The sequence below is a fragment of the Acinetobacter sp. L-24 genome (genome assembly GCF_056857555.1).
In genome coordinates this window covers 1-18,384 of sequence record NZ_JBSXNI010000041.1, presented here as the reverse complement: position 1 = coordinate 18,384, position 18,384 = coordinate 1, and the positions used below count along the sequence as shown (strand labels likewise).

Genomic DNA, 18,384 nt, shown 5'->3' with positions numbered 1-18,384 from the left:
GTGCTGTTGTGTCTAAAGACAAATCTAATGAAAACGCTGAAATAGGTTCTTGTGATCCTAGTCTTTGGCTCAGAAAACAGGTGGATGAAAAAGATAAGGAGATTGCAAAGTTAAGACGATGGCTTGTTTTCGTGTTTTTCGCTTTTATCGTGAGTGCTGTTCTTGCGATGATTATTTTTGCTGCCTTTAATGCATACCCAAAAGTCAAAGCTGTTCAAACAGTAGATAACTCGGTTATCTGTCCAATCGAAGCATCAAAAAACCCTCGCGTTACTGACGTTGTTATTTCTGAATTCGGTAAGAGTGCAATTCTTTCTGTCTACAACTTTGATTTCTTGAACTGGCGTGACGTTATTAACAATGCTGGTTCAATGTATTTCACTGAGGGCGGTAAAGATTCATTGATGAAGCAAATCGCTCAATCACAAACAGTTGGCACAATCGTACAAAACAACCTAACGATGCGAACTACTGCTACTGATGTTCCACAAATCGAAAACCGTGATTTACATGCTGCAGAACCTAGTTGGACTGTTCGTGTTCCTATCACTACTCAATTCTTCTTAGGTGACAAACAACCTAAAGAGACTCACCGCTTCATTGCGACAGTTACTATTGTTGAGCATCCACGTTCTTATCTGAACTACAACGGTATTGCTGTTAAGACAATTACGTTAACTCCAGCGCGTTAATTGGATGATACTTATGAAATTGAAAAAATTATCTTTGGCTCTTTTTGCTTCTACTGCATTAACTACAATAGTTAATGCTGCTGATATGCCTCCGAATACTTTTGCGGATGCTCAATCTCCTTTGGTTGCACCTGAGGTAGTTGATACAGCATCGGAAATTGACAGACAGGTTCACAATCTTGTTGGTTTGCAGTTCACACCTGAGCAAACAAAAATAGTTAAAGGACTTTTGTTGCAACAAAAACGAAGCCTTTCTAGTCCTTATGTAAATACGCCACAAGCGAAAACCCGTAGTTTGGGTATTTCATTAAACCCTGGTGAGGAACCGCCAGTAATTCGTTTAAGCGCTGGCATGCTATCTACTATTGTCTTTACCGATTCTTCAGGAAATCCATGGAACATTGAAAAGATTTCTTTGGACCGTGGACGTTTCTCAGATGGCTTAGGTGAGCAAAACGAAAAAGAGCCAGACGAAATCCCTGAAACTAACATCCTTTCAATCGAACCATTAGATCCAGCTGCTTTCGGAAACGTAACGGTCACATTAAAGGGATTGGGTGCTCCAGTAATTTTGATGTTAGCTACTGGCCAACGTGATTTAGATGTTCGTGTAGACGCACGTATACCTGGTCGAAGCCCAACAGCCAAAGCTATGTATTCAACAGGCAATCAAACATCGATTATTCCAGATGGTGTGAGTTTGCAATTTATGGATGGCTTAGCGCCTGAGGGTGCTGTTGAAATGCGAACCGATAGTCCTAATGTCCGTGCTTGGAAGTTTGGTGGCTATATATATGTGCGTAGTAACTTTGGTGTTATTCAACCAGCCTTTTTGAGTTCTTTCCGCGCTAACAACGGTATGAAGATCTTCCGTTATGAAGATTCTGAAGATCTGAAGTACATCACATTTTCAACGACTGGCGGTACACCTAAAACTGTTTACCTCGAAGACGCATTTTAAGTCATTAAGTGAGAATTAAAAATGGATTCAACGAACCAACAAAATAACCCGAATGACATTGAAGAGAATTCTAGTCGTAGCACTGAAGTAGGTGCTACCGATGAAACTATTATTTCTGCAAACCAAGTTCATTCAGAAGAAGACCAACCTAAAAAACTGAAAAATACAAGTATTAAAACTGCTAACAAAAAACGTGTTTTTGCAGATACGCGCTTTCGCGTTGTTGCAATTATTGGTTTGGTAGTAGTTGGTGGATTAGGCTTTTTTATGTTTAACCCAATGGGGAAAAGTGACCAACTAGCTTTAGATAATCAGGTTGCTATTGCTACACCAGAAATCCAAGGACAGGGTACAAATGTTATCCCTCCTGAATATGTAGAATATGTACGTCAAAAACAAGCTGAAGAAGCTGCTCGAGCTGGCAAAAATGGTGAAAGCTATTTGCCCGAATTTAAAACAGTTGCAACACAAGATCCAAACGGCGATCTGAACGATCAGAATTTTATTACAGGTCCAAATGGGCAACCTGTAAACGGTTCTGCAACAGGTGGTACACCAAATATTACGCTTGAACTTGACCAGATGGCCAGAGCTAATATGGCAAATCAAGGTGGTGCATTACCTCAACCAACTAGCGGTGGTCTACCACAACAACCACAAACACAAAACGGTGCTAATCAAAACGCACCGATTTATCAAACTAACTACGCGCAACAATATGAACATGCTTCATCTGCTGCTAATGATGTTGCTAGTGTATATAGCCAACAAGCAGCTGCTTATGCAGAACGTAATGCTGCAACGCGTGAATTAAGTCAAACTGCTTTTGTTGATCAACTTGCTGCGTTTTCTAATACAAAGAACAAGGTCAACGGATATTCAACATATAAATATTCACACAACACTAAAGCATCGGAAGGGCAACAAAACCTTGGAAGCTTGAACGTTGCGAATACGACTAGCGAATCTACTAAAGGACTAGCAATCATTAAAGCTGGTACAACAATGAAAGCGCGTTTAGATACAGGTGTGAATACTGATAAAGGTAAAAACCTATTTGCTACTGTTATTGGCGGTAAATTTAACGGCGCAAAACTTATTGGTACTGTTGGTCTGAATACTGCGGATATTGAATTTAACTTTACCCGTATGTTGTTTAAGGGCGAAGAGTATGCAATCCAAGTACGAGCTTTAACTCTTGGAACAAAACAATCGGGCATGGCTGATAAAGTCCAAAAACACACTTTGCAAAAGCTTGGCGGTATGGTTACTGCTGGAATCTTTGAGGGTTACGGACAAGCCTATCAAAACATTGGTACAACCCAAATCACAAATACTGGCAATGTTGTAAGCACGAAGGAAGAGCCAAACGATAAAGAAATTGCCGGGAACATCATTGGTAACGTTGGTACGGAAATGGCGAACATGGCACGTACATCAACAGTTCGACCAACTACGTATATCGTTAACAGCGGAAAAGTATTTGAAGTCTTTTTTGATGCTGACGTAACAACACCGAAAAATAAGGGGTAAGCGAAATGTCTGATAATCAAATGACTGCTGAACAGGCAAAGAAAAATCTAAAAGATGCTGAAGGCAAACCCCAAAAAGGCGAAGGTAGTGCGAAGGGTGGTATTCCTCCAAAACTTCTTATTGTTATTGGTGTTATTGCCTTAATTATGATTGGTACTTTCTTTTGGATACAAATGAGTAAACCAAAAGACGTCAGCACGGCAGTTGCTCCAGAACAAACACCAGAATCCATTGATACTGTTGGTCAAGGCATTCAACAAACACAAGCAACATACAACCAAAATCAACAACCTTTAAAGGACAATAGTATTGCTGATGATACGGCGTTCATTGTTGATGAAAATATTGTGTTTAAAGATCCTACCACTGGTCAATACATGATTATGTACAAATCCATGTCGTATCCGATTGATTCTGATCTAGGAATAGAGGCAGTTAACTTCTATCAAAGTCAGGGTACGAATGCACTTATTTTATTACAACGTTTGAAAGAAAAAGAGCAAGCGCATGGGCAAGTACAAAACGGCGAACAAACTGCAGTTGCTCAATCAGAAACCATAATCAAAAATGAACAACTGAAAGCTGAAAATGACGATCTTAAAAACCTTGTTGAATTGCAAGAACAGGCAATTAAGGAATTAAAGACTAGTTTAATCAAAATAGCTAAAGACCAGACTAAGCAAAAGGCTTTAAGTACATCGGGATCTAAAACCTTATCAATTCCAAAAGGTGCAAAACGCTTGGATGCTTTTGCGGTTGTAGGCGATCGCGCTTGGATGACAGATTCTCAAAACCATACATATACAGTCTATGTAGGTCAGAAGATGCCAGACAATCGCACGGTCTATGCTGTTGACGAAAACGAACAAGCCATTTGGGTGAAATAAGGAAAATAGCGTGGATGCATTAGATATAGTTAAAGCGATATTAAACATATACGGTCCACTACTAAGCTTTATACGCATTTGCTTTGTTGTAACGGGGTTGGTGATTACTGGCACGGCGCTTTTTGACTTAGTGCAAGCATCATCACCTCAACAAAAGTTCTTTGGTCATGGAATGAAAGAGCCTACCACTGGTGGGGCATTGTTGAAGGTTCTTATCGGTGGTGCTTTTGCATCACTTGGATATGACGGATATATCATTGGTGCACTAGGTTCTTCATTGTTTGGTGGTAATGGCATAGAACTTGTAACGGTACAAAGTTACTTGCCTAATGCTGGTGCTAATGATTTAGGTGCATATATCGTTACGGCGGTTGTAGGTTTTACGCAACTGGTAGGGATTATAGCGGTAGCTCGTGGCTTATATGGTTTTGTAGAGAAAATTGATGCTCAAGGCAATGCGACATACCGCAAAGCATGGGTTTTAATTATAACAGGTGTATTATGCGTATACGTTCAGGACGTACACAATGTCTTTGTTAATACCTTTGGAACACAAATAGGAGGAACCTTTTTTACAATATTTTAAACAATCTTCTTAAAATAGGGTGAGAGTTTCTTAAAAACCTTGTATAAGATATTGAAGATATTTAACGAGAAGTTTAAAATTAAGCAACTTAAAGCAATAGGGTTTTAAGAATGTTTAATTACAGTGCGGAGATTAGCTCCCGTATATTAAATAAAAGGAAAATGACAATGGTATCATTAGTAAAACACTCAGTTCGCACTGTAAAAGCGACTGCATTCCGCGCAAAAGTAATGTTTTTAGCTTTTGTTTCTGCATTAATGGGTCAAGTTGCATATGCAAACACTGGCACATGGAACCCAGGTGGTACAGCTTACGGAAAACACGCTGCTGGTTCTGATGCGAATGAAATCTTAGGCCGTGGTGAAACATTAGGTCAAAACGTTTATAAATTCTTAATCGTAGTGTTCATGGTGCTTGGTTTAGGCTTAGTTGGTACTGGTTTGTATATGATGTATACATCAGAAGAAGATCAACAAAAGAAAAAGAAAACTGCTTGGATCTGTATTGGTGTAGGTGGTGCGTTATCAATCGTAGGCTTCATCATGTTCTCTGCTGCGAACACTATCACTGGTAAAGCGTAATATAATAATAAATAAGTTTAAAAGCGTGGCTTAGGCTGCGTTTTTTTTATTTTAAAAATAGTATATACATGTTTTAATTAGACCTTACTTAATAGTATTAAGGGGTTTAAGTGAAACATATAAACCGTAAGTTTGGTATTTTAAGACCTATTAACGGCGTAAACGACAAGCAAGAGATACGTCAAGATAAAACTATCCATGATGGTTTTAAAACCAATGAGACAATAAAGCAAATAATGTCTTCACAACCAGCTAAATGCTATTTTTGTGATTTCTATGACGAATACTTTTTAGAGCCACATCACTTAGACGGCGATCATAGCAATCATACGGCTGAGAACATTGTAGCGGTCTGTACGCTATGCCATGCACAAAACCACATCTTTGCACTATCACTGGAAAAGAAAGCTGAAATATGCGTATTGAGTACGAACATACCTCAAGAGATCTTTAATCAATATCAACGTTCATTACTGGTGTTATCGCATAAGTCTGACAACCAAGATCCTGAGCTTGCTAAGTTCGCACGGCGACATCGCCAAAGCTTGCTTGTAGAGCCGTTAAAGCGCCATCAACGCCCTAATCCTACAAAGATGTCTGAAGCAGAATACGCACGTAATATGTTTGAGGATATACAGGCGTTTAATGCGATTAAGACACGAGCCCAAAGCATTGATACCCAACTGTACTTCACGGACATTAAGTTCAACACAATGGCTGAATATGAAGAAGCCAAGCAAGAAGATATGTTGGTAGCGAACGTTGATTACGTAGACCAGCTCCGCAAGTACAAAGAGTGGTATTTGAATGCCATCAAAGAGAACAAAAACTTTTCTTTGTATCAACTCGCAAAAGCTTTGGAAAAGGTATCAGACGAAGCATACGAGAGCTTTACTCTGCCAAACCACTACATAGTATTTTCCCCGAATATCTTTACTGACGAGCAGTATGAGTACTACCAAACACTAGATGTATTTAAGGGTTTGGGTGATAAGTGAGCTCACAAAAATGACAGAATGCTTAGCAGATACCGAATACATAGATATGAGCTTAGAAGAGGTTATATCGGGCATAGTGTTACAGCCATTTAAGCCTGACATAGTGAATGATATAGCGGTATTGGATAGCGTATTTGAGACGGACATATTGAATGATGATGAATACTCATTTATTGGTCCATACATCTACAAACATTGGGAACTTGGGATAGATGCACTACCAAAGGAAACGCACGATCAGCTATCGATATTTCGCTTATGCGTTATAGGTACTGAGGCTTTCAACTTCCTGAACGATTTGTATATACCAACGACACGGGACACTGGCCATACATCTAACACGCTATTGCTACTCCATGTTGTACATATAGCGATAGGGAATCAGACAACAACTGGTGAAGACACAACGGGGCATTTTCAAGATCCACTGATTAAAGCGCTACTGTTGATGAATATCCCCGTTAACAGCGATTGTTTGCTGTTGGATGACACTTTGGTACACCTAAACAAAATAACGGCGCTGAGTGGCTTAGACGTTGAAATACAGGTTAAGCAAAGTGTGAGTGTGAAGCATAAGAAATTACTGAGCACCAACTTTGGATTTGACAATCCATTATCAATTATAAGCGTTTTGGAACAAAAGAAACTGTCTGAAGAACTGACACGCTACTTTCCGATGATACACCTACCAACGTCCGTAGAAGATGCGACAAACCAGATAGATACGGGCAACTTAAAAATGAGTTCGCTGCAAACTTATTGTATATACCAAAACTTAAAGCTATCGGTGTCTAAAGTTTTCCACGAACAGGGCTTATACCAGAACAAAGAGATCTACATAGAGCTTGATAAGGTTCACTTCCAACTTAAAAATACAGGTTCCTTAAACTTCAAGGTGGGTACTTTAGGGGAAAGCCAAGAGGTTTTAGAAACGGTGTTTTGGCAACTGCTTAATAAGGGTTTAGTGTTTGACCTAAATAGTTTTAAGAAGTATGTCGAATTAAAAGAGGACGAAACCGTTAAAACTGATGTATTTACTAATTCAAAAAATGATAATATCCATTTTAACAGTACCTACTATGAACTTTTATTAAGGTTGGTTTTAGATACAAGCTTAAAACCCTCTGTTAAAAGTCTTGAAGACGCAATTCAAAATAAGGATTTCGACAGTGCGATTAACGTTTTAAGAGAATTACCGTTTTTTAGTGCTTAATGCTTAAAGGCATGTCTAATCAAAGATAGACGTAGAAAGGTGAATTAATAAAGGTGTTTAAATGAGTAAGAAGAAAGCTGAGAAGTCTGGTTATAATAAGACTGGTTACTCCAAGATTGAAATTATATTGATGTTATTCCTACAAAGCATGAAAGCTGACGTAGAGGATTATTGCGATTTAGAAACAGTATCGGACGAACATACGTTTGTCACAAAAACTGGTGCAATGATTACGATCATCGAATATAAGGGGATTAAGAGTTTAATTAGTGGTGATGCATTCAGCCGTCAAATTGGTTTGATGACGAGCAACATGCGTAACTACTTCAAAGACCGTGGACATACGATTCATCTAGCGTTCAAAGTAGACCATGAGACGCCATACGCGATTCATAACTTGAACGTCATGCAAAAGGCGACCACGGCGCGTTGTGCGATGAATCTAGACATCATCATTGATGAAATGACAGAAACCATTTCAGGCGGTGTATTTAACGAAAGCTGTTATATCGCTTTAATCTCTGAGCCAACCTTACTATCGCCAATCGATAAAGCTCAAGACTCAAAAAACCGTAAAAAGCTACTGTCGCAAATTACAATGCCAAGTACGGTCAATGCTCAAGACATGCTTAAATCATCGGACAGCTTATACGTACACCATGAGTCTTTTGTCTCACAATTCTTAAACTCACTCTCAACTGAAGAATTTCCAGCAATCTATGAAGTATTGAATGTTGTTGAAGCTGGTCTAACGATTAAAAAACAAATTGCCTCACATTCAACTTCAGATGACTTCACCTTGTCTGTGCCGATGTTGAATACACGCTTACCGATGCGTTGGAAAGAAATACCATCAGAACATGATGCGTCACACGTTTTGTATCAACCGATCTCAGAACAACTCATGACGAATGCGATCTTACCTGGTACAAGTCAAGGTTCATTCTATCCAGTGGGAAGTGTTATCACTGACGGCGTTGTATATGCGCCATTGATGGTAGATATATATCCAGCTAAGACGAATACGTTTGAAACGCTATTCCGCTTACTACACCAGGCCAAAACGCACGACACTAACGGTAACATCCGTTCTATCCCATATGCGGTGAGTTACTGTATTACTGGTGATGGTATGGCTGGAACCATGATGAAACGCACGTTATCAAGCGTTATTCACTTTATGACGGCACAAAACAAAGCCATTCGTAATGCTGGTAACATTTTGATGGCCACTAAAAATGACCTAGATCAAGTAGACACTGTTGCTGGTCTGCAAATGACCATGATGACATGGGCACCGAATACTGAAGATGGTGTAAACATTCTTGTAGGACGGCGCCAAAAGCTTTGGAAGAGTTTTGAAGCGTGGGGCGGTGCAAAAGTCATGGAACAGTCTGGCGATCCTATTTTGACTTGGGCATCACATATACCGGGCTTGATGGTACGTAATCACGCACCTATTTCACCAGCACCGTTGTTTGATGTGTTCTACATGTTACCGCTGACACGTATTAACTCACCATTCCATAAAGGGCATCAGCTCAACAAAACCTTAGACGGTAAACTGATTATTCTTGATTCGTTCTCAAATGAAGTGACTGTATGGACGACTATTAACATTGGTAAACCGGGTACGGGTAAATCGGTCACAATGAACAAAGGCATGCTTGAGGACATCATGATGCCTGGTAACGAACGTATCCCGTTGACCTATATTGTCGATGTGGGTGAGTCAAGCCGTGGGTTAGTAGAAACAGTGCAAGATTCATTGCCTGAAGAGCTACGTCACTATGCCATCTATAAGCGTATTAAAAACTCAAAAGAAGAAGCGATTAATCCGCTTGAATTCAGTATGGGCTTACGCTACCCGTTGAACTACGAAATGCGTCAAATGACAGCGTTTTTAAGTTCATTGGTAACACCGCCTGAATTGAAAGGGCAACCAGCCAAAAACACTTCTGACGTTATTGGTGCGGTCCTACGCCGTACATTCTATTTTGCTGATGATACGAATGCTGATCATAAAGCACGTAAGTACATGCGCTTTGCAGATCCAGAACTAGATCGCATCATGGAAAAACACGGACTGATTGAGCCACATTCTGAACAAGGTAAGGATATTTCTTATTACGCTCTACGTGATCTTTTCCATTCATTGAATGAGATCCGTGGACGCACGTTGGCTCACCGTTACGCAATGCCGACTATTGGCGATATGATTGAAACACTTTCTGATTCATCAATTTTAGATGTTTGGAGTGATGTTCATATTGATAATGAACGAGCACTGGACTTTTTGGCGCATCAGATTATGGCTGCACAAAATACCTATCCAGCATTCTTCTATCACACCAACTTTGACATTGGTAACGCTCGTGTAGCTTCTATCGACTTAAACGAAGTTGCGACATCATCAGATCCTAAAACTACATCGCTATTCTTCCAGATTGTACGGATGTTCATTAAACGTAAGTTCGCCGTGAGCCGTGACGATATTCCAAAATTCCCACAAGCTTATCGTGAATATGCAACCCAACTGATTAATGAGCTTCTTGAAGACCGCAAAATTATGTCTTATGACGAATTGCACGTTGCGAAAGGCGATCCAATCCTATTAGAAGAATTGGCTGAAGACGCACGTACATTGCGTAAATGGGGTGCTCGTCTTAACTTGGCATCTCACAAAGTAGAAGACTTTAAAGACTTGGTGGGCTTTGCTACGGCGTATGTGATTGTCGATCCTGGTACACGCGAATCTCGTGAAGCTATTCGTGACAGCATCGGTCTAACTCAACTAGAAATGGATGCGCTTGGTTCAGGTAACGTAGGTTTCTCAGATCAAGGCTTAACGTACTTCAGTAAAATTAAACTCGAAAAAATGGAATGTTCGGGCTTATATACCGTTTCACTTGGTCCAATCCTTTTATGGTCACTCAGTACACATCCCGATGAACGTGCGCTCCGTAACTACACGTATGACCTTATCGGTGAACGTGGTAAGGCGTTGAAGGTCCTTGCACAATTCTATCCAAAAGGTGCGAAGAATCAGATTAAGACACGGCGTACCATGATTGAGAAAAATGCCAAAAATAAAGGCACGGACTTTGACGAAAACAAAGCAACTGCTTCAGTGATTTCTACCATGGCACAAGAGATGGTTGTTGAATATCAACGCTATGAACTTGAGCAAAACATGAAGAAAAAATTACTGAACCAACGTAAGTCTGAAGCTGTTTCTTCTTAACTCCAATCAGCTATATAGATTTGCGTTAATTGGTATATACATTGAAGTGCTTGGATATGGGTAAGGTCGTTAAACAACGACTTTGCCTATTATCCTGAAGATAAAAGAGTAGGTCGCAAAGTATGGCTTCTACACAAAAATACGGCACACAAACAAAGTTCAGACCTAGTTCGCTTAAGCGTGATACACGATCAGGCTTAGAGAAAATCCATTTAAAACTTACAGCGCCAGACGGCGCTAATTATTTGGTTGGCGTTCTTGGTGCTATTGCAGTTATTTTGTTTGTTGTTCCGTTTGGCGGTGAGATATTTATAGGGATCGCGTATTACCTATTAAAACGCTACACACATCCGAATGATTACTTTTTTGAGTGGCCATTCCGTGCGCCGTTGCATTCAAACTCACTGGATGCGTCAACTGACATTACATCACGCGTAAAAGATGACGTACTGGACAATCCAAAAGCCTTTTTGGAATACGCACGTACCAATCGCGATAAGCTACAAGGTGAGGGTGTGACTTACCTTGGTCGTTGCCGTGAAACTGGTCTACCTGTTTATGCATCTAACTCCGATGACCGTACACATCAAATTGTGTTAGGTACTACGGGTTCGGGTAAAACAGAATACATGCTAGGTAACTGTGCCAACCAGTACGTACAAAACTCAGGTTATATCTTTGTAGACGCAAAAGGTGATACCAAGGCTCAACAAGACCACTATCGTTTATGTAACCGCTTTGGGCGTAATGAGGATCTATTAACGATCAACTTCATTACATCAGGTCGTAACATGCTACGTGCACAAACCGACAAGATGACCAACTCAATGAACCAAATGAGCAACACCAGCTCAGGGATGTTGATTGAATTCTTGATCAACTTGCTTGATGACTCAGGCGGTGGCGGTGGTGACATGTGGAAAGGTCGTGCGATGGCCTTTATCGCCGCACTTACACGAGTTTTGGTCTATCTACGTGACAATGGCTTCATTCAGCTTTCACCAAAAGTATTCACGCAATACATGGAACTTGAAGCACTTGAAGAATTGGTATTTTGTCATAACGATAAATACGGGATTGACTTTGAACGTGTGGCTGAACAACTTCAAGGCTACCTCGTTTCATTACCTGGTTATTCAAGCAACCCTAAAAAGTTAAAGAAACAAGAAACCAAAACCCGTGAGCAACACGGTTATATCACCATGCAGTTAACCAAAGCGATTAACGACTTGACGTTTAACTACGGTCACATCTTTGGTGTAGAGCATGGCGGTGATATTGATATTTTTGACGTTGTACTTAACCGCCGTATCTTAACTGTGCCATTACCAGCTCTTGAGCGTTCACCAGACTCACTCAAAATGCTCGGAAAATTAATCATTGGCTCAATTAAACAAATGATGGCTGGTTCCCTTGGTAACAAAATGGAAGGTTTACGCCGTGCCATTATTGACGCACGACCAACCAACGCCACTACTTCATTTAAGCTATTTTTGGACGAATGGGGCTACATCGTTATTGTCGGTGCTTCGGTTTTACCAGCTCAGGCACGTTCGCTTAACTTCTCTATTACGTTCGGTGCTCAAACATTTGAAGATATTGAACGTGGATCTAAAGAGGAAGCAGCTGCTACATGGGGTAACACGACCGTTAAAGCCATTGGACGTACTACTTCGGGTGCTGAAAGTACAACATACAAATTGGTTGATGGTTTTGCTGGTGAAGAGTGGCAAGGTAAAGTTAACTCAATCAATATGTATCAAGGTCTAGTATTCAACCGTTCGGTACCACAAACAGAAGTCCAGTTCGCCAAAGAAAAACGTGTGACCATTGAACAAATTGCCGGACAGCACAACGGCGAATTTACCTTGCTCATATCAACTAAAGGGGAAGGTGGTAAAACTTCAGACGTTAAAATCGTATCAATGTTGGCGTTCTATGTGGCTGGTGCTCAACCCAAGTACTTACGCTTAAATGACCTTTGCCCAATCTTCAATATCCAAAAATCTGAAATCTACGATCCTACTTTAAAAATTGAAGACTTCATTCATGAGATTGAGGAAAAACATACGCTACTGACAGACAACAATTCATCTGCCAATGTCACGGCGCTTGGTGATTTTGAGATCTGCAGAAAGCTCAATAACACCTTGTACGAAAACAACAACACGGTAAAAGACTTTACTCAAGATTTTGTACATCAGATTCTTGAAGCAAGACGTCTTGAATCCATCACACCTGAAGGGATGGCACCTGGACAAAGAACAGTAATGTCTTCGTCCACGGCGAAAGGTGAAATCTCCAAAGAACAAAAACACCGTGAAAGTATTGTTTCAGCACAAAAAGAAGCAAACATTAAAGACCAGATTATTGAGAAGCGAAAACAGTTCCAGTACTTCGGTAAAGATTCTGACATTTCACCTCAAGTACAAGCTGGTGCTTACAACAATGCGGATCTTGATGCTGAATTTAATATCTATGGTGAACGTATAAGCGAACCTGAACAGGCTCAACAGGAAAGTGATGTTGAAGCTGTGACTCGCGCCTTAATCACACCAATGAACCTAGACAGCTACTATGATGAATTGAAAGAGATCCTAACAGGATATGACTTAACCGTTGCGCCAATTACTGAATATCAGCTTGTTCAGATGCCACGCCATGTAAAACCTGAAGATCAGACACAATACATTGCGGAAAACAAAGCCAGTCTTGATCAAGCCATCTCACATAGCACTCAAAATGAAATGGAATTCGTAGAACAACAGTATGCAGCTAAGTTTGAAAAAGCTTTGATGAAAAACCCGTTCTCGCACGAATGCGTTACTTTTGAAAAATTGTTGGTGATACTTGGTTCAAAAGGTTCTTCAGCTTCATTACGATCAGGCATTACAATCAAAAAAAAGGATGACTAAACGCATCCATGTAGGAGACATAAGGCTGGTTATCCAGCCTTTAGTTTTTTTTGGGTGAGCTGTTTGTACTTAATACGCCTTAATTCATCACTCGGCATGTATTGGGCTATTTAATATTCGCTCTTATACGGCGTTTCATTGAATATGGCCAATAACAACAACTGCGACAGCGGAATGGCTTCAGGCACTATCATTTCGAGTAAGCGAAACTTTTCAGACGCATTCACATCAAATGCAACCAATAACGCCGTATATGGAATGTGGCGATCTGCAAGTGTAAATCGGGGTAAAAGGTTGGTCCTAGTGCTAACGTTTGAAAGTCATACATATTCAAGCAAGAGATAGCTTTAGGTACATTGGATAGGTCCACGGCGTAAGTTTCAATGTTTGAATACATATTGGCATCCAGTTTGGTTTTAACCCTAGTTTAGATGTATTTTAATATAATAACTTGGCTTTAACGTGCGTATTCTTAAACATAACTAAACCACTTCTTAAAACCTTGTTTTGTTTTAGGCTTAGTCGGTATATACCATTTCATAAAAAGTTTAATAAACTGTGTTTTACCCTTTACAATCCTTAATACATCAATTAAATTGCCCTTTAATTACATCCAATATACAGGATATAGGCAATGACTAAAGAACAGCTAAACGACTTACAAACACTTGGAATGACTGACTATAAAACACGTTTACACGTTAAAGGTGTGCGAATTGTTGAAGTGCAACAGTACTCAAAGTCTGTCGATAACAACGCCGTACAACCACTTGCCACTAATACCCCTCAACCGCAATTCTTAAATTAATTTTCCAAAAAAATACTTATAAGCACTTTCTGTATTAATATATCTTTATTAGTTTTAAAAAAGCATTAATCAATGGAGTGCTTAAAATGTTAGACACTTTACTTTCGGTATTTTCAGCAAAACATAAGCTTTATAAGAATCTCAAGTTAAAACCCTTTATTGATACCCGTTTAGTCAATTCTGACAGCATCGCCATGACCGATGTTTTCCCTTTTCATCAAATCAAAGATTCTCTTTGTATGACTGGTATATCTCCTACTAATTTTGTACCAGGCAAAAACATTGTTTTGAATCCACATGCCAAAGATAACGATTCCATCAGCTACCTTGGTCAAGATACGCAAAATCATAAGCCGTTCTACATCTCTACCTTTGCTGAAGAATTGGCTGAAGTATTTAACCCGATTTTTGCAGAAATCATTCATCTTGAAACACCATGCTTACTTGACCTATCTGAAATTGGGGGCTTCTCAAATTCCAAGTCGGATTTAAGCCAGTACCGTAGCATTGATGATTTTGTAAAAAACGCATGCCCTGATTACATTAGTGATGTGAGTATGGAAAATTTAGATCGAATGTTGTTATGGCCAGAAATCCGTTTATTGAACTCTCCAGATACAACCACTGATCAATTTTTTATCTATGGCTGGAGTCCTAAGATTTTTGTTCAAAATGCTGGTGGATCACATCACATGGCTGCTGCACATTACTTGGCTAAGAAACTGAGCCAATGTGTGCCGATTCAAGGCAAAGTAAGTTTGAATCTAATCTCAAATAAAGCACTTCAAAACTTTGATTCAAAATACGCTGCGTTCGCCGTACCAGATGATGCATTGATTGATATGGGGAATGATTTATCAGAATCAGGGCTTGAATATCAGCTGGTGTTTTTCCGTGAACGTGAAGTTAATTTTATCTTCTTCAAAAAGAATGATCAGAATGCCCGTGTTATTTCGCTATTCAACAATCTGCATGCTTCATTGAATGGTGCATTAAAGACGGCGGTTCAAGCGCAATTCAAAAATGAAGCACTACTCACCATCATGAGTGCTAACCTCTCTGATACATCAAAAGATCAATTTTTTAGCACACGCCCTCACTTGGCTGAGATCTACAATCACGTTCAAAACGAAGTTTGTTTGAGTGGTCCTAAACCGACTAGCCCGACAATCTAAGGGGTAGGGAATATGGATCACCAATCATCAACTACACCACATGCACTCATTCTCGGTCTGACACTTGAACAGGCCATTTCTGTTTTAGCAAAGAAACCCGTTGATGCTACCCACTACAACTATCTTGAAGATGACGAGTACAACACCTACGTCATGATGAAACCTGAGTGGACTAGTCTCAACAAACATGCCTACCTACATGTAGATGGCTTAACCCATGAGCGTAAATGGATGTTTATGCCGAATGCTTCAGGTGAGTACAACTTACTAGAGGGCTGTATTGACCTGTTTGAACTTAACCAGGCCATCGAACAGCAATATCTTGTGTTTGAACAATTCCTGAATAGCCACGGCGCACCGTTCCGCAAAGTTGGTGAGAAGTTTTCTTTTGTCACTCAACTTCTCTTTGATGCATGGGTGATAGATCCAGAACGTGCGATTCAAAAACTTCATGAGATGAAGGAAACAAAAATCTCATTACAAGTGCCTTTGCTTCATGGGGATAGTCAGCATGATTGATACGCAAAATACTAATGAAAACATTGCTTCAGAAATTGAAGCTCGTAGCGCTTTTGAAAATAGATACGGCGTGGTCGGTAGTCTGTTGGCCAGTGGCAATTATTCTTCTTGGGTGCATCAGGCGAAATGGGAAGCTTTTCGTGATGGTTGGATGCAAAGTGAAGTAGAAACTAAAAAATCTATCTATCAAATGCAAACACCAGCCATCAGCGATGACCAATTGGAAGTGGAAAAATTACTGCAGTTGCTCGATGACTTTTGGAATAAGAAATGGGGCGATTGGAAATCATCTGCAGATATGGTGGCGCAAGGTGAGGCAAATGCCTATGAACATGCGAGAGGATTGCTTGAAACGGCGATAAAACAAGATGAAGCCACATGCCAGTGGTTACGCAATCAATTGGCAACGATTCAAACTGAATTGGATGCTTTTATCACATTCGTTAATGAACACCTTGTTTACCATGAAAGTGATGGTCCAGATTTAATGTCGAAGATCCAGAAGCTCAAACATTTGATAAAGGTTAAACCATGATTACGGTTCAAATAGAGATGTGTGGCTTTGGGATTAAACGGCGTTGGGAGTTTGGAGATCCGCGCCGTGCGCCAATTACAGTTTTAGAAATGGGCTTCATTAAGGTTTGTAAAATGCGTGGTGATAGCAAACTGGTTGAGTTCATGAGGGGTTATGCAGACGACAAAGAATTCAACTGGCATCCCAAAGTTCGCATTGCACGTAGAAAAGCAGAACGTAAAGCCTATTCGTACTATGACAACCACTACAAACAGCAGATTAGAGAACTTTTCGATCGCCAAAATGTAGACCGTCAAAAACAATATGAATTGGAACGCCAAAACAAAGCGTTATTGGCTGTTATTGAACTTAAAAAAGAACAATCGTAGGTATATACCATGACGGGAATTGAATATTTTCAGAAGTATGGCTGGAGTCACGCCGTCCAGTCCGTTAGTCGAATTCCAAGTGAATACAACGAATATTCACCAGATCTCAAAACTGTTGTTGTAAACGGCAACTTTCGTTATGCGATGGCTGCGGAAATCAGCAAAAAGAAAACTGAAGTCTATGTTACTGAGCTCAAACAAATCATTGAGAGTGAAAAGCTACTAGAAGACTTCTTTAACTTGAATCTGGTTGGTATAGAAAAAGGCTTAAGTAATGCTAAGCGTGAAATGCAAGACATGGAAGAACAGGGGATTGTTGAATTCAACCATCGTTTTGATGACGACCTGACTTGCACCACGGAACGCATGAAACTTGCCATCGCTCAAATAGACCATCTTTATCAAAACAACATTACAAAAAGTGAGTAATGCCCATGTTAGAAATGTTCCAAAATCAAACCATGCGATATATCTCTATTGCCATTGGCGTGATTAGTATCTTTATATTCCTATACCTACTTAAACTCGGTGAGGGGCTTGTCATTAGCCTTATGGTTGCTGTGTTCATATGTGGTTTGAGTTTATTCAAACTGAAAAACTACTATGAAAAAAATAACCCATACATCAATGCAGAACACCTTGCTTGGCTGTATGGTGAATTGCAAGAATATGACCAGGATCTATTCACAACTGTCAGCAATCTGACCAAGAGTACTGGACGTTTAGAATTGAGCCAGCTTAAATCAATCCGTAACCGCTATGCTTCTTCCATGAACGAAACTCAACTACAAGCATTGGCCAGTGAACATACTGAAGAAAGCAAATATCGCTTAGACCAGTACAACTACTCAATTTATGTGATGGATGAAATCATTAATCAATATTAATGGCTGTAATCTAATGGTGAGAAATATGAGTCAGCAAAAACAAATTAAGCAAAAAGTGAAGCTTTTAGATATATCCCCTCTATCCGCTTTTTTTGGATTTTAATGTCTGAACTCTCAGTCGTTTATGCGTTTTATTCGCCCTTATATGATGAATTATCGGGTGCCAACCTGATCATCATTCTTCATGCAATCTCTATTAACATCGCCGTGTTATATATCTGCTATACGCGGTATCAAATGTATAAAGAGCTACAAAACTATTGAAAGGTTTATAAAATGAACCTCTGTACACGACAAATTTCACAGAACCCTTATCCTATCAGGATTCTGCTTTCTTAAAATTGCCAAAATTTCCTTAAACTCTTCTTTTTTCCCAAAACCAATTAAACGCTGAATCGCCATTTGAACATAGTCTAAACCATAGCGAAATAAACTCATTGAGAGTCGTCCATGCTTCTTTATTTTTATCGCTTTTTTTTGAT

The 18,384-nt window shown here is 39.8% G+C and carries 17 protein-coding genes and 1 pseudogene; 17 read left to right on the top strand and 1 reads right to left on the bottom strand.

Annotated elements, in window-relative coordinates:
• The first annotated feature begins 8 nt into the window (after positions 1–8).
• The 17 genes from AC13CK_RS08080 to AC13CK_RS08000 all read left to right on the top strand — a co-directional run bounded on the left by AC13CK_RS08080 (position 9) and on the right by AC13CK_RS08000 (position 17,902).
• Entirely contained in the window at positions 9–692 is a 684-nt protein-coding gene (locus AC13CK_RS08080; protein WP_005005897.1) for a DotI/IcmL family type IV secretion protein, read from the top strand.
• 13 nt (positions 693–705) lie between these two features.
• On the top strand, positions 706–1,653 hold the full coding sequence (locus tag AC13CK_RS08075; RefSeq protein ID WP_005005900.1) for a DotH/IcmK family type IV secretion protein: 948 nt from the start codon (positions 706–708) through the stop codon (positions 1,651–1,653).
• A 21-nt stretch (positions 1,654–1,674) separates the two neighbouring features.
• Positions 1,675–3,186 (top strand): DotG/IcmE/VirB10 family type IV secretion system protein, encoded by a 1,512-nt coding sequence (locus AC13CK_RS08070; protein ID WP_482831071.1) that lies wholly within the window; start codon positions 1,675–1,677, stop codon positions 3,184–3,186.
• Positions 3,187–3,191: 5 nt separating this feature from the next.
• Entirely contained in the window at positions 3,192–4,073 is an 882-nt protein-coding gene (locus AC13CK_RS08065) for a hypothetical protein (protein WP_024160794.1), read from the top strand.
• Positions 4,074–4,083: 10 nt separating this feature from the next.
• On the top strand, positions 4,084–4,659 hold the full coding sequence (locus AC13CK_RS08060; RefSeq protein WP_482831070.1) for a hypothetical protein: 576 nt from the start codon (positions 4,084–4,086) through the stop codon (positions 4,657–4,659).
• 167 nt (positions 4,660–4,826) lie between these two features.
• The gene (locus tag AC13CK_RS08055) at positions 4,827–5,240 is read left to right on the top strand and encodes a hypothetical protein (RefSeq protein ID WP_024160796.1); all 414 of its coding nucleotides are present in this window, start codon (positions 4,827–4,829) and stop codon (positions 5,238–5,240) included.
• A gap of 110 nt (positions 5,241–5,350) precedes the next feature.
• The gene (locus AC13CK_RS08050) at positions 5,351–6,238 is read left to right on the top strand and encodes an HNH endonuclease signature motif containing protein (protein ID WP_482831069.1); all 888 of its coding nucleotides are present in this window, start codon (positions 5,351–5,353) and stop codon (positions 6,236–6,238) included.
• A 10-nt stretch (positions 6,239–6,248) separates the two neighbouring features.
• Entirely contained in the window at positions 6,249–7,451 is a 1,203-nt protein-coding gene (locus AC13CK_RS08045; RefSeq protein WP_058952613.1) for a hypothetical protein, read from the top strand.
• Positions 7,452–7,512: 61 nt separating this feature from the next.
• On the top strand, positions 7,513–10,695 hold the full coding sequence (locus AC13CK_RS08040) for a hypothetical protein (protein ID WP_482831068.1): 3,183 nt from the start codon (positions 7,513–7,515) through the stop codon (positions 10,693–10,695).
• Between the two features lie 122 nt (positions 10,696–10,817).
• The gene (locus tag AC13CK_RS08035; protein ID WP_024160800.1) at positions 10,818–13,610 is read left to right on the top strand and encodes a type IV secretion system protein IcmO/DotL; all 2,793 of its coding nucleotides are present in this window, start codon (positions 10,818–10,820) and stop codon (positions 13,608–13,610) included.
• 634 nt (positions 13,611–14,244) lie between these two features.
• Entirely contained in the window at positions 14,245–14,418 is a 174-nt protein-coding gene (locus AC13CK_RS08030) for a hypothetical protein (RefSeq protein ID WP_164468444.1), read from the top strand.
• Between the two features lie 86 nt (positions 14,419–14,504).
• On the top strand, positions 14,505–15,593 hold the full coding sequence (locus AC13CK_RS08025) for a DUF6685 family protein (protein WP_042892355.1): 1,089 nt from the start codon (positions 14,505–14,507) through the stop codon (positions 15,591–15,593).
• Positions 15,594–15,605: 12 nt separating this feature from the next.
• Entirely contained in the window at positions 15,606–16,112 is a 507-nt protein-coding gene (locus AC13CK_RS08020) for a hypothetical protein (RefSeq protein WP_005005926.1), read from the top strand.
• A complete protein-coding gene (locus AC13CK_RS08015) occupies positions 16,105–16,647 on the top strand; it encodes a hypothetical protein (RefSeq protein ID WP_005005928.1) in 543 nt (180 codons plus the stop codon). Before AC13CK_RS08020 ends, AC13CK_RS08015 begins: the two co-directional genes overlap by 8 nt.
• The gene (locus tag AC13CK_RS08010) at positions 16,644–17,015 is read left to right on the top strand and encodes a hypothetical protein (RefSeq protein ID WP_005005929.1); all 372 of its coding nucleotides are present in this window, start codon (positions 16,644–16,646) and stop codon (positions 17,013–17,015) included. Before AC13CK_RS08015 ends, AC13CK_RS08010 begins: the two co-directional genes overlap by 4 nt.
• Before the next feature lie 9 nt (positions 17,016–17,024).
• Positions 17,025–17,444, top strand: coding sequence for a hypothetical protein (locus AC13CK_RS08005; RefSeq protein ID WP_000145713.1), 420 nt, complete (start codon positions 17,025–17,027; stop codon positions 17,442–17,444).
• Positions 17,445–17,449: 5 nt separating this feature from the next.
• Positions 17,450–17,902, top strand: a complete 453-nt coding sequence (locus tag AC13CK_RS08000; protein ID WP_005005931.1) for a hypothetical protein — start codon at positions 17,450–17,452, stop codon at positions 17,900–17,902.
• 300 nt (positions 17,903–18,202) lie between these two features.
• Here AC13CK_RS08000 and AC13CK_RS07995 read toward each other — a convergent pair.
• Positions 18,203–18,384 (bottom strand): annotated as a pseudogene (locus AC13CK_RS07995) (IS4-like element ISAba33 family transposase); the annotation flags it as partial.

Excerpts from the sequence above, each read along its gene's own strand:
- AC13CK_RS08075 (WP_005005900.1), top strand. The coding sequence starts at position 706 with ATGAAATTGAAAAAATTATCTTTGGCTCTTTTTGCTTCTACTGCATTA.
- AC13CK_RS08070 (WP_482831071.1), top strand. The coding sequence starts at position 1,675 with ATGGATTCAACGAACCAACAAAATAACCCGAATGACATTGAAGAGAAT.
- AC13CK_RS08065 (WP_024160794.1), top strand. The coding sequence starts at position 3,192 with ATGTCTGATAATCAAATGACTGCTGAACAGGCAAAGAAAAATCTAAAA.
- AC13CK_RS08055 (WP_024160796.1), top strand. The coding sequence starts at position 4,827 with ATGGTATCATTAGTAAAACACTCAGTTCGCACTGTAAAAGCGACTGCA.
- AC13CK_RS08045 (WP_058952613.1), top strand. The coding sequence starts at position 6,249 with ATGACAGAATGCTTAGCAGATACCGAATACATAGATATGAGCTTAGAA.
- AC13CK_RS08040 (WP_482831068.1), top strand. The coding sequence starts at position 7,513 with ATGAGTAAGAAGAAAGCTGAGAAGTCTGGTTATAATAAGACTGGTTAC.
- AC13CK_RS08035 (WP_024160800.1), top strand. The coding sequence starts at position 10,818 with ATGGCTTCTACACAAAAATACGGCACACAAACAAAGTTCAGACCTAGT.
- AC13CK_RS08030 (WP_164468444.1), top strand. The coding sequence starts at position 14,245 with ATGACTAAAGAACAGCTAAACGACTTACAAACACTTGGAATGACTGAC.
- AC13CK_RS08025 (WP_042892355.1), top strand. The coding sequence starts at position 14,505 with ATGTTAGACACTTTACTTTCGGTATTTTCAGCAAAACATAAGCTTTAT.
- AC13CK_RS08020 (WP_005005926.1), top strand. The coding sequence starts at position 15,606 with ATGGATCACCAATCATCAACTACACCACATGCACTCATTCTCGGTCTG.
- AC13CK_RS08015 (WP_005005928.1), top strand. The coding sequence starts at position 16,105 with ATGATTGATACGCAAAATACTAATGAAAACATTGCTTCAGAAATTGAA.
- AC13CK_RS08010 (WP_005005929.1), top strand. The coding sequence starts at position 16,644 with ATGATTACGGTTCAAATAGAGATGTGTGGCTTTGGGATTAAACGGCGT.
- AC13CK_RS08005 (WP_000145713.1), top strand. The coding sequence starts at position 17,025 with ATGACGGGAATTGAATATTTTCAGAAGTATGGCTGGAGTCACGCCGTC.
- AC13CK_RS08000 (WP_005005931.1), top strand. The coding sequence starts at position 17,450 with ATGTTAGAAATGTTCCAAAATCAAACCATGCGATATATCTCTATTGCC.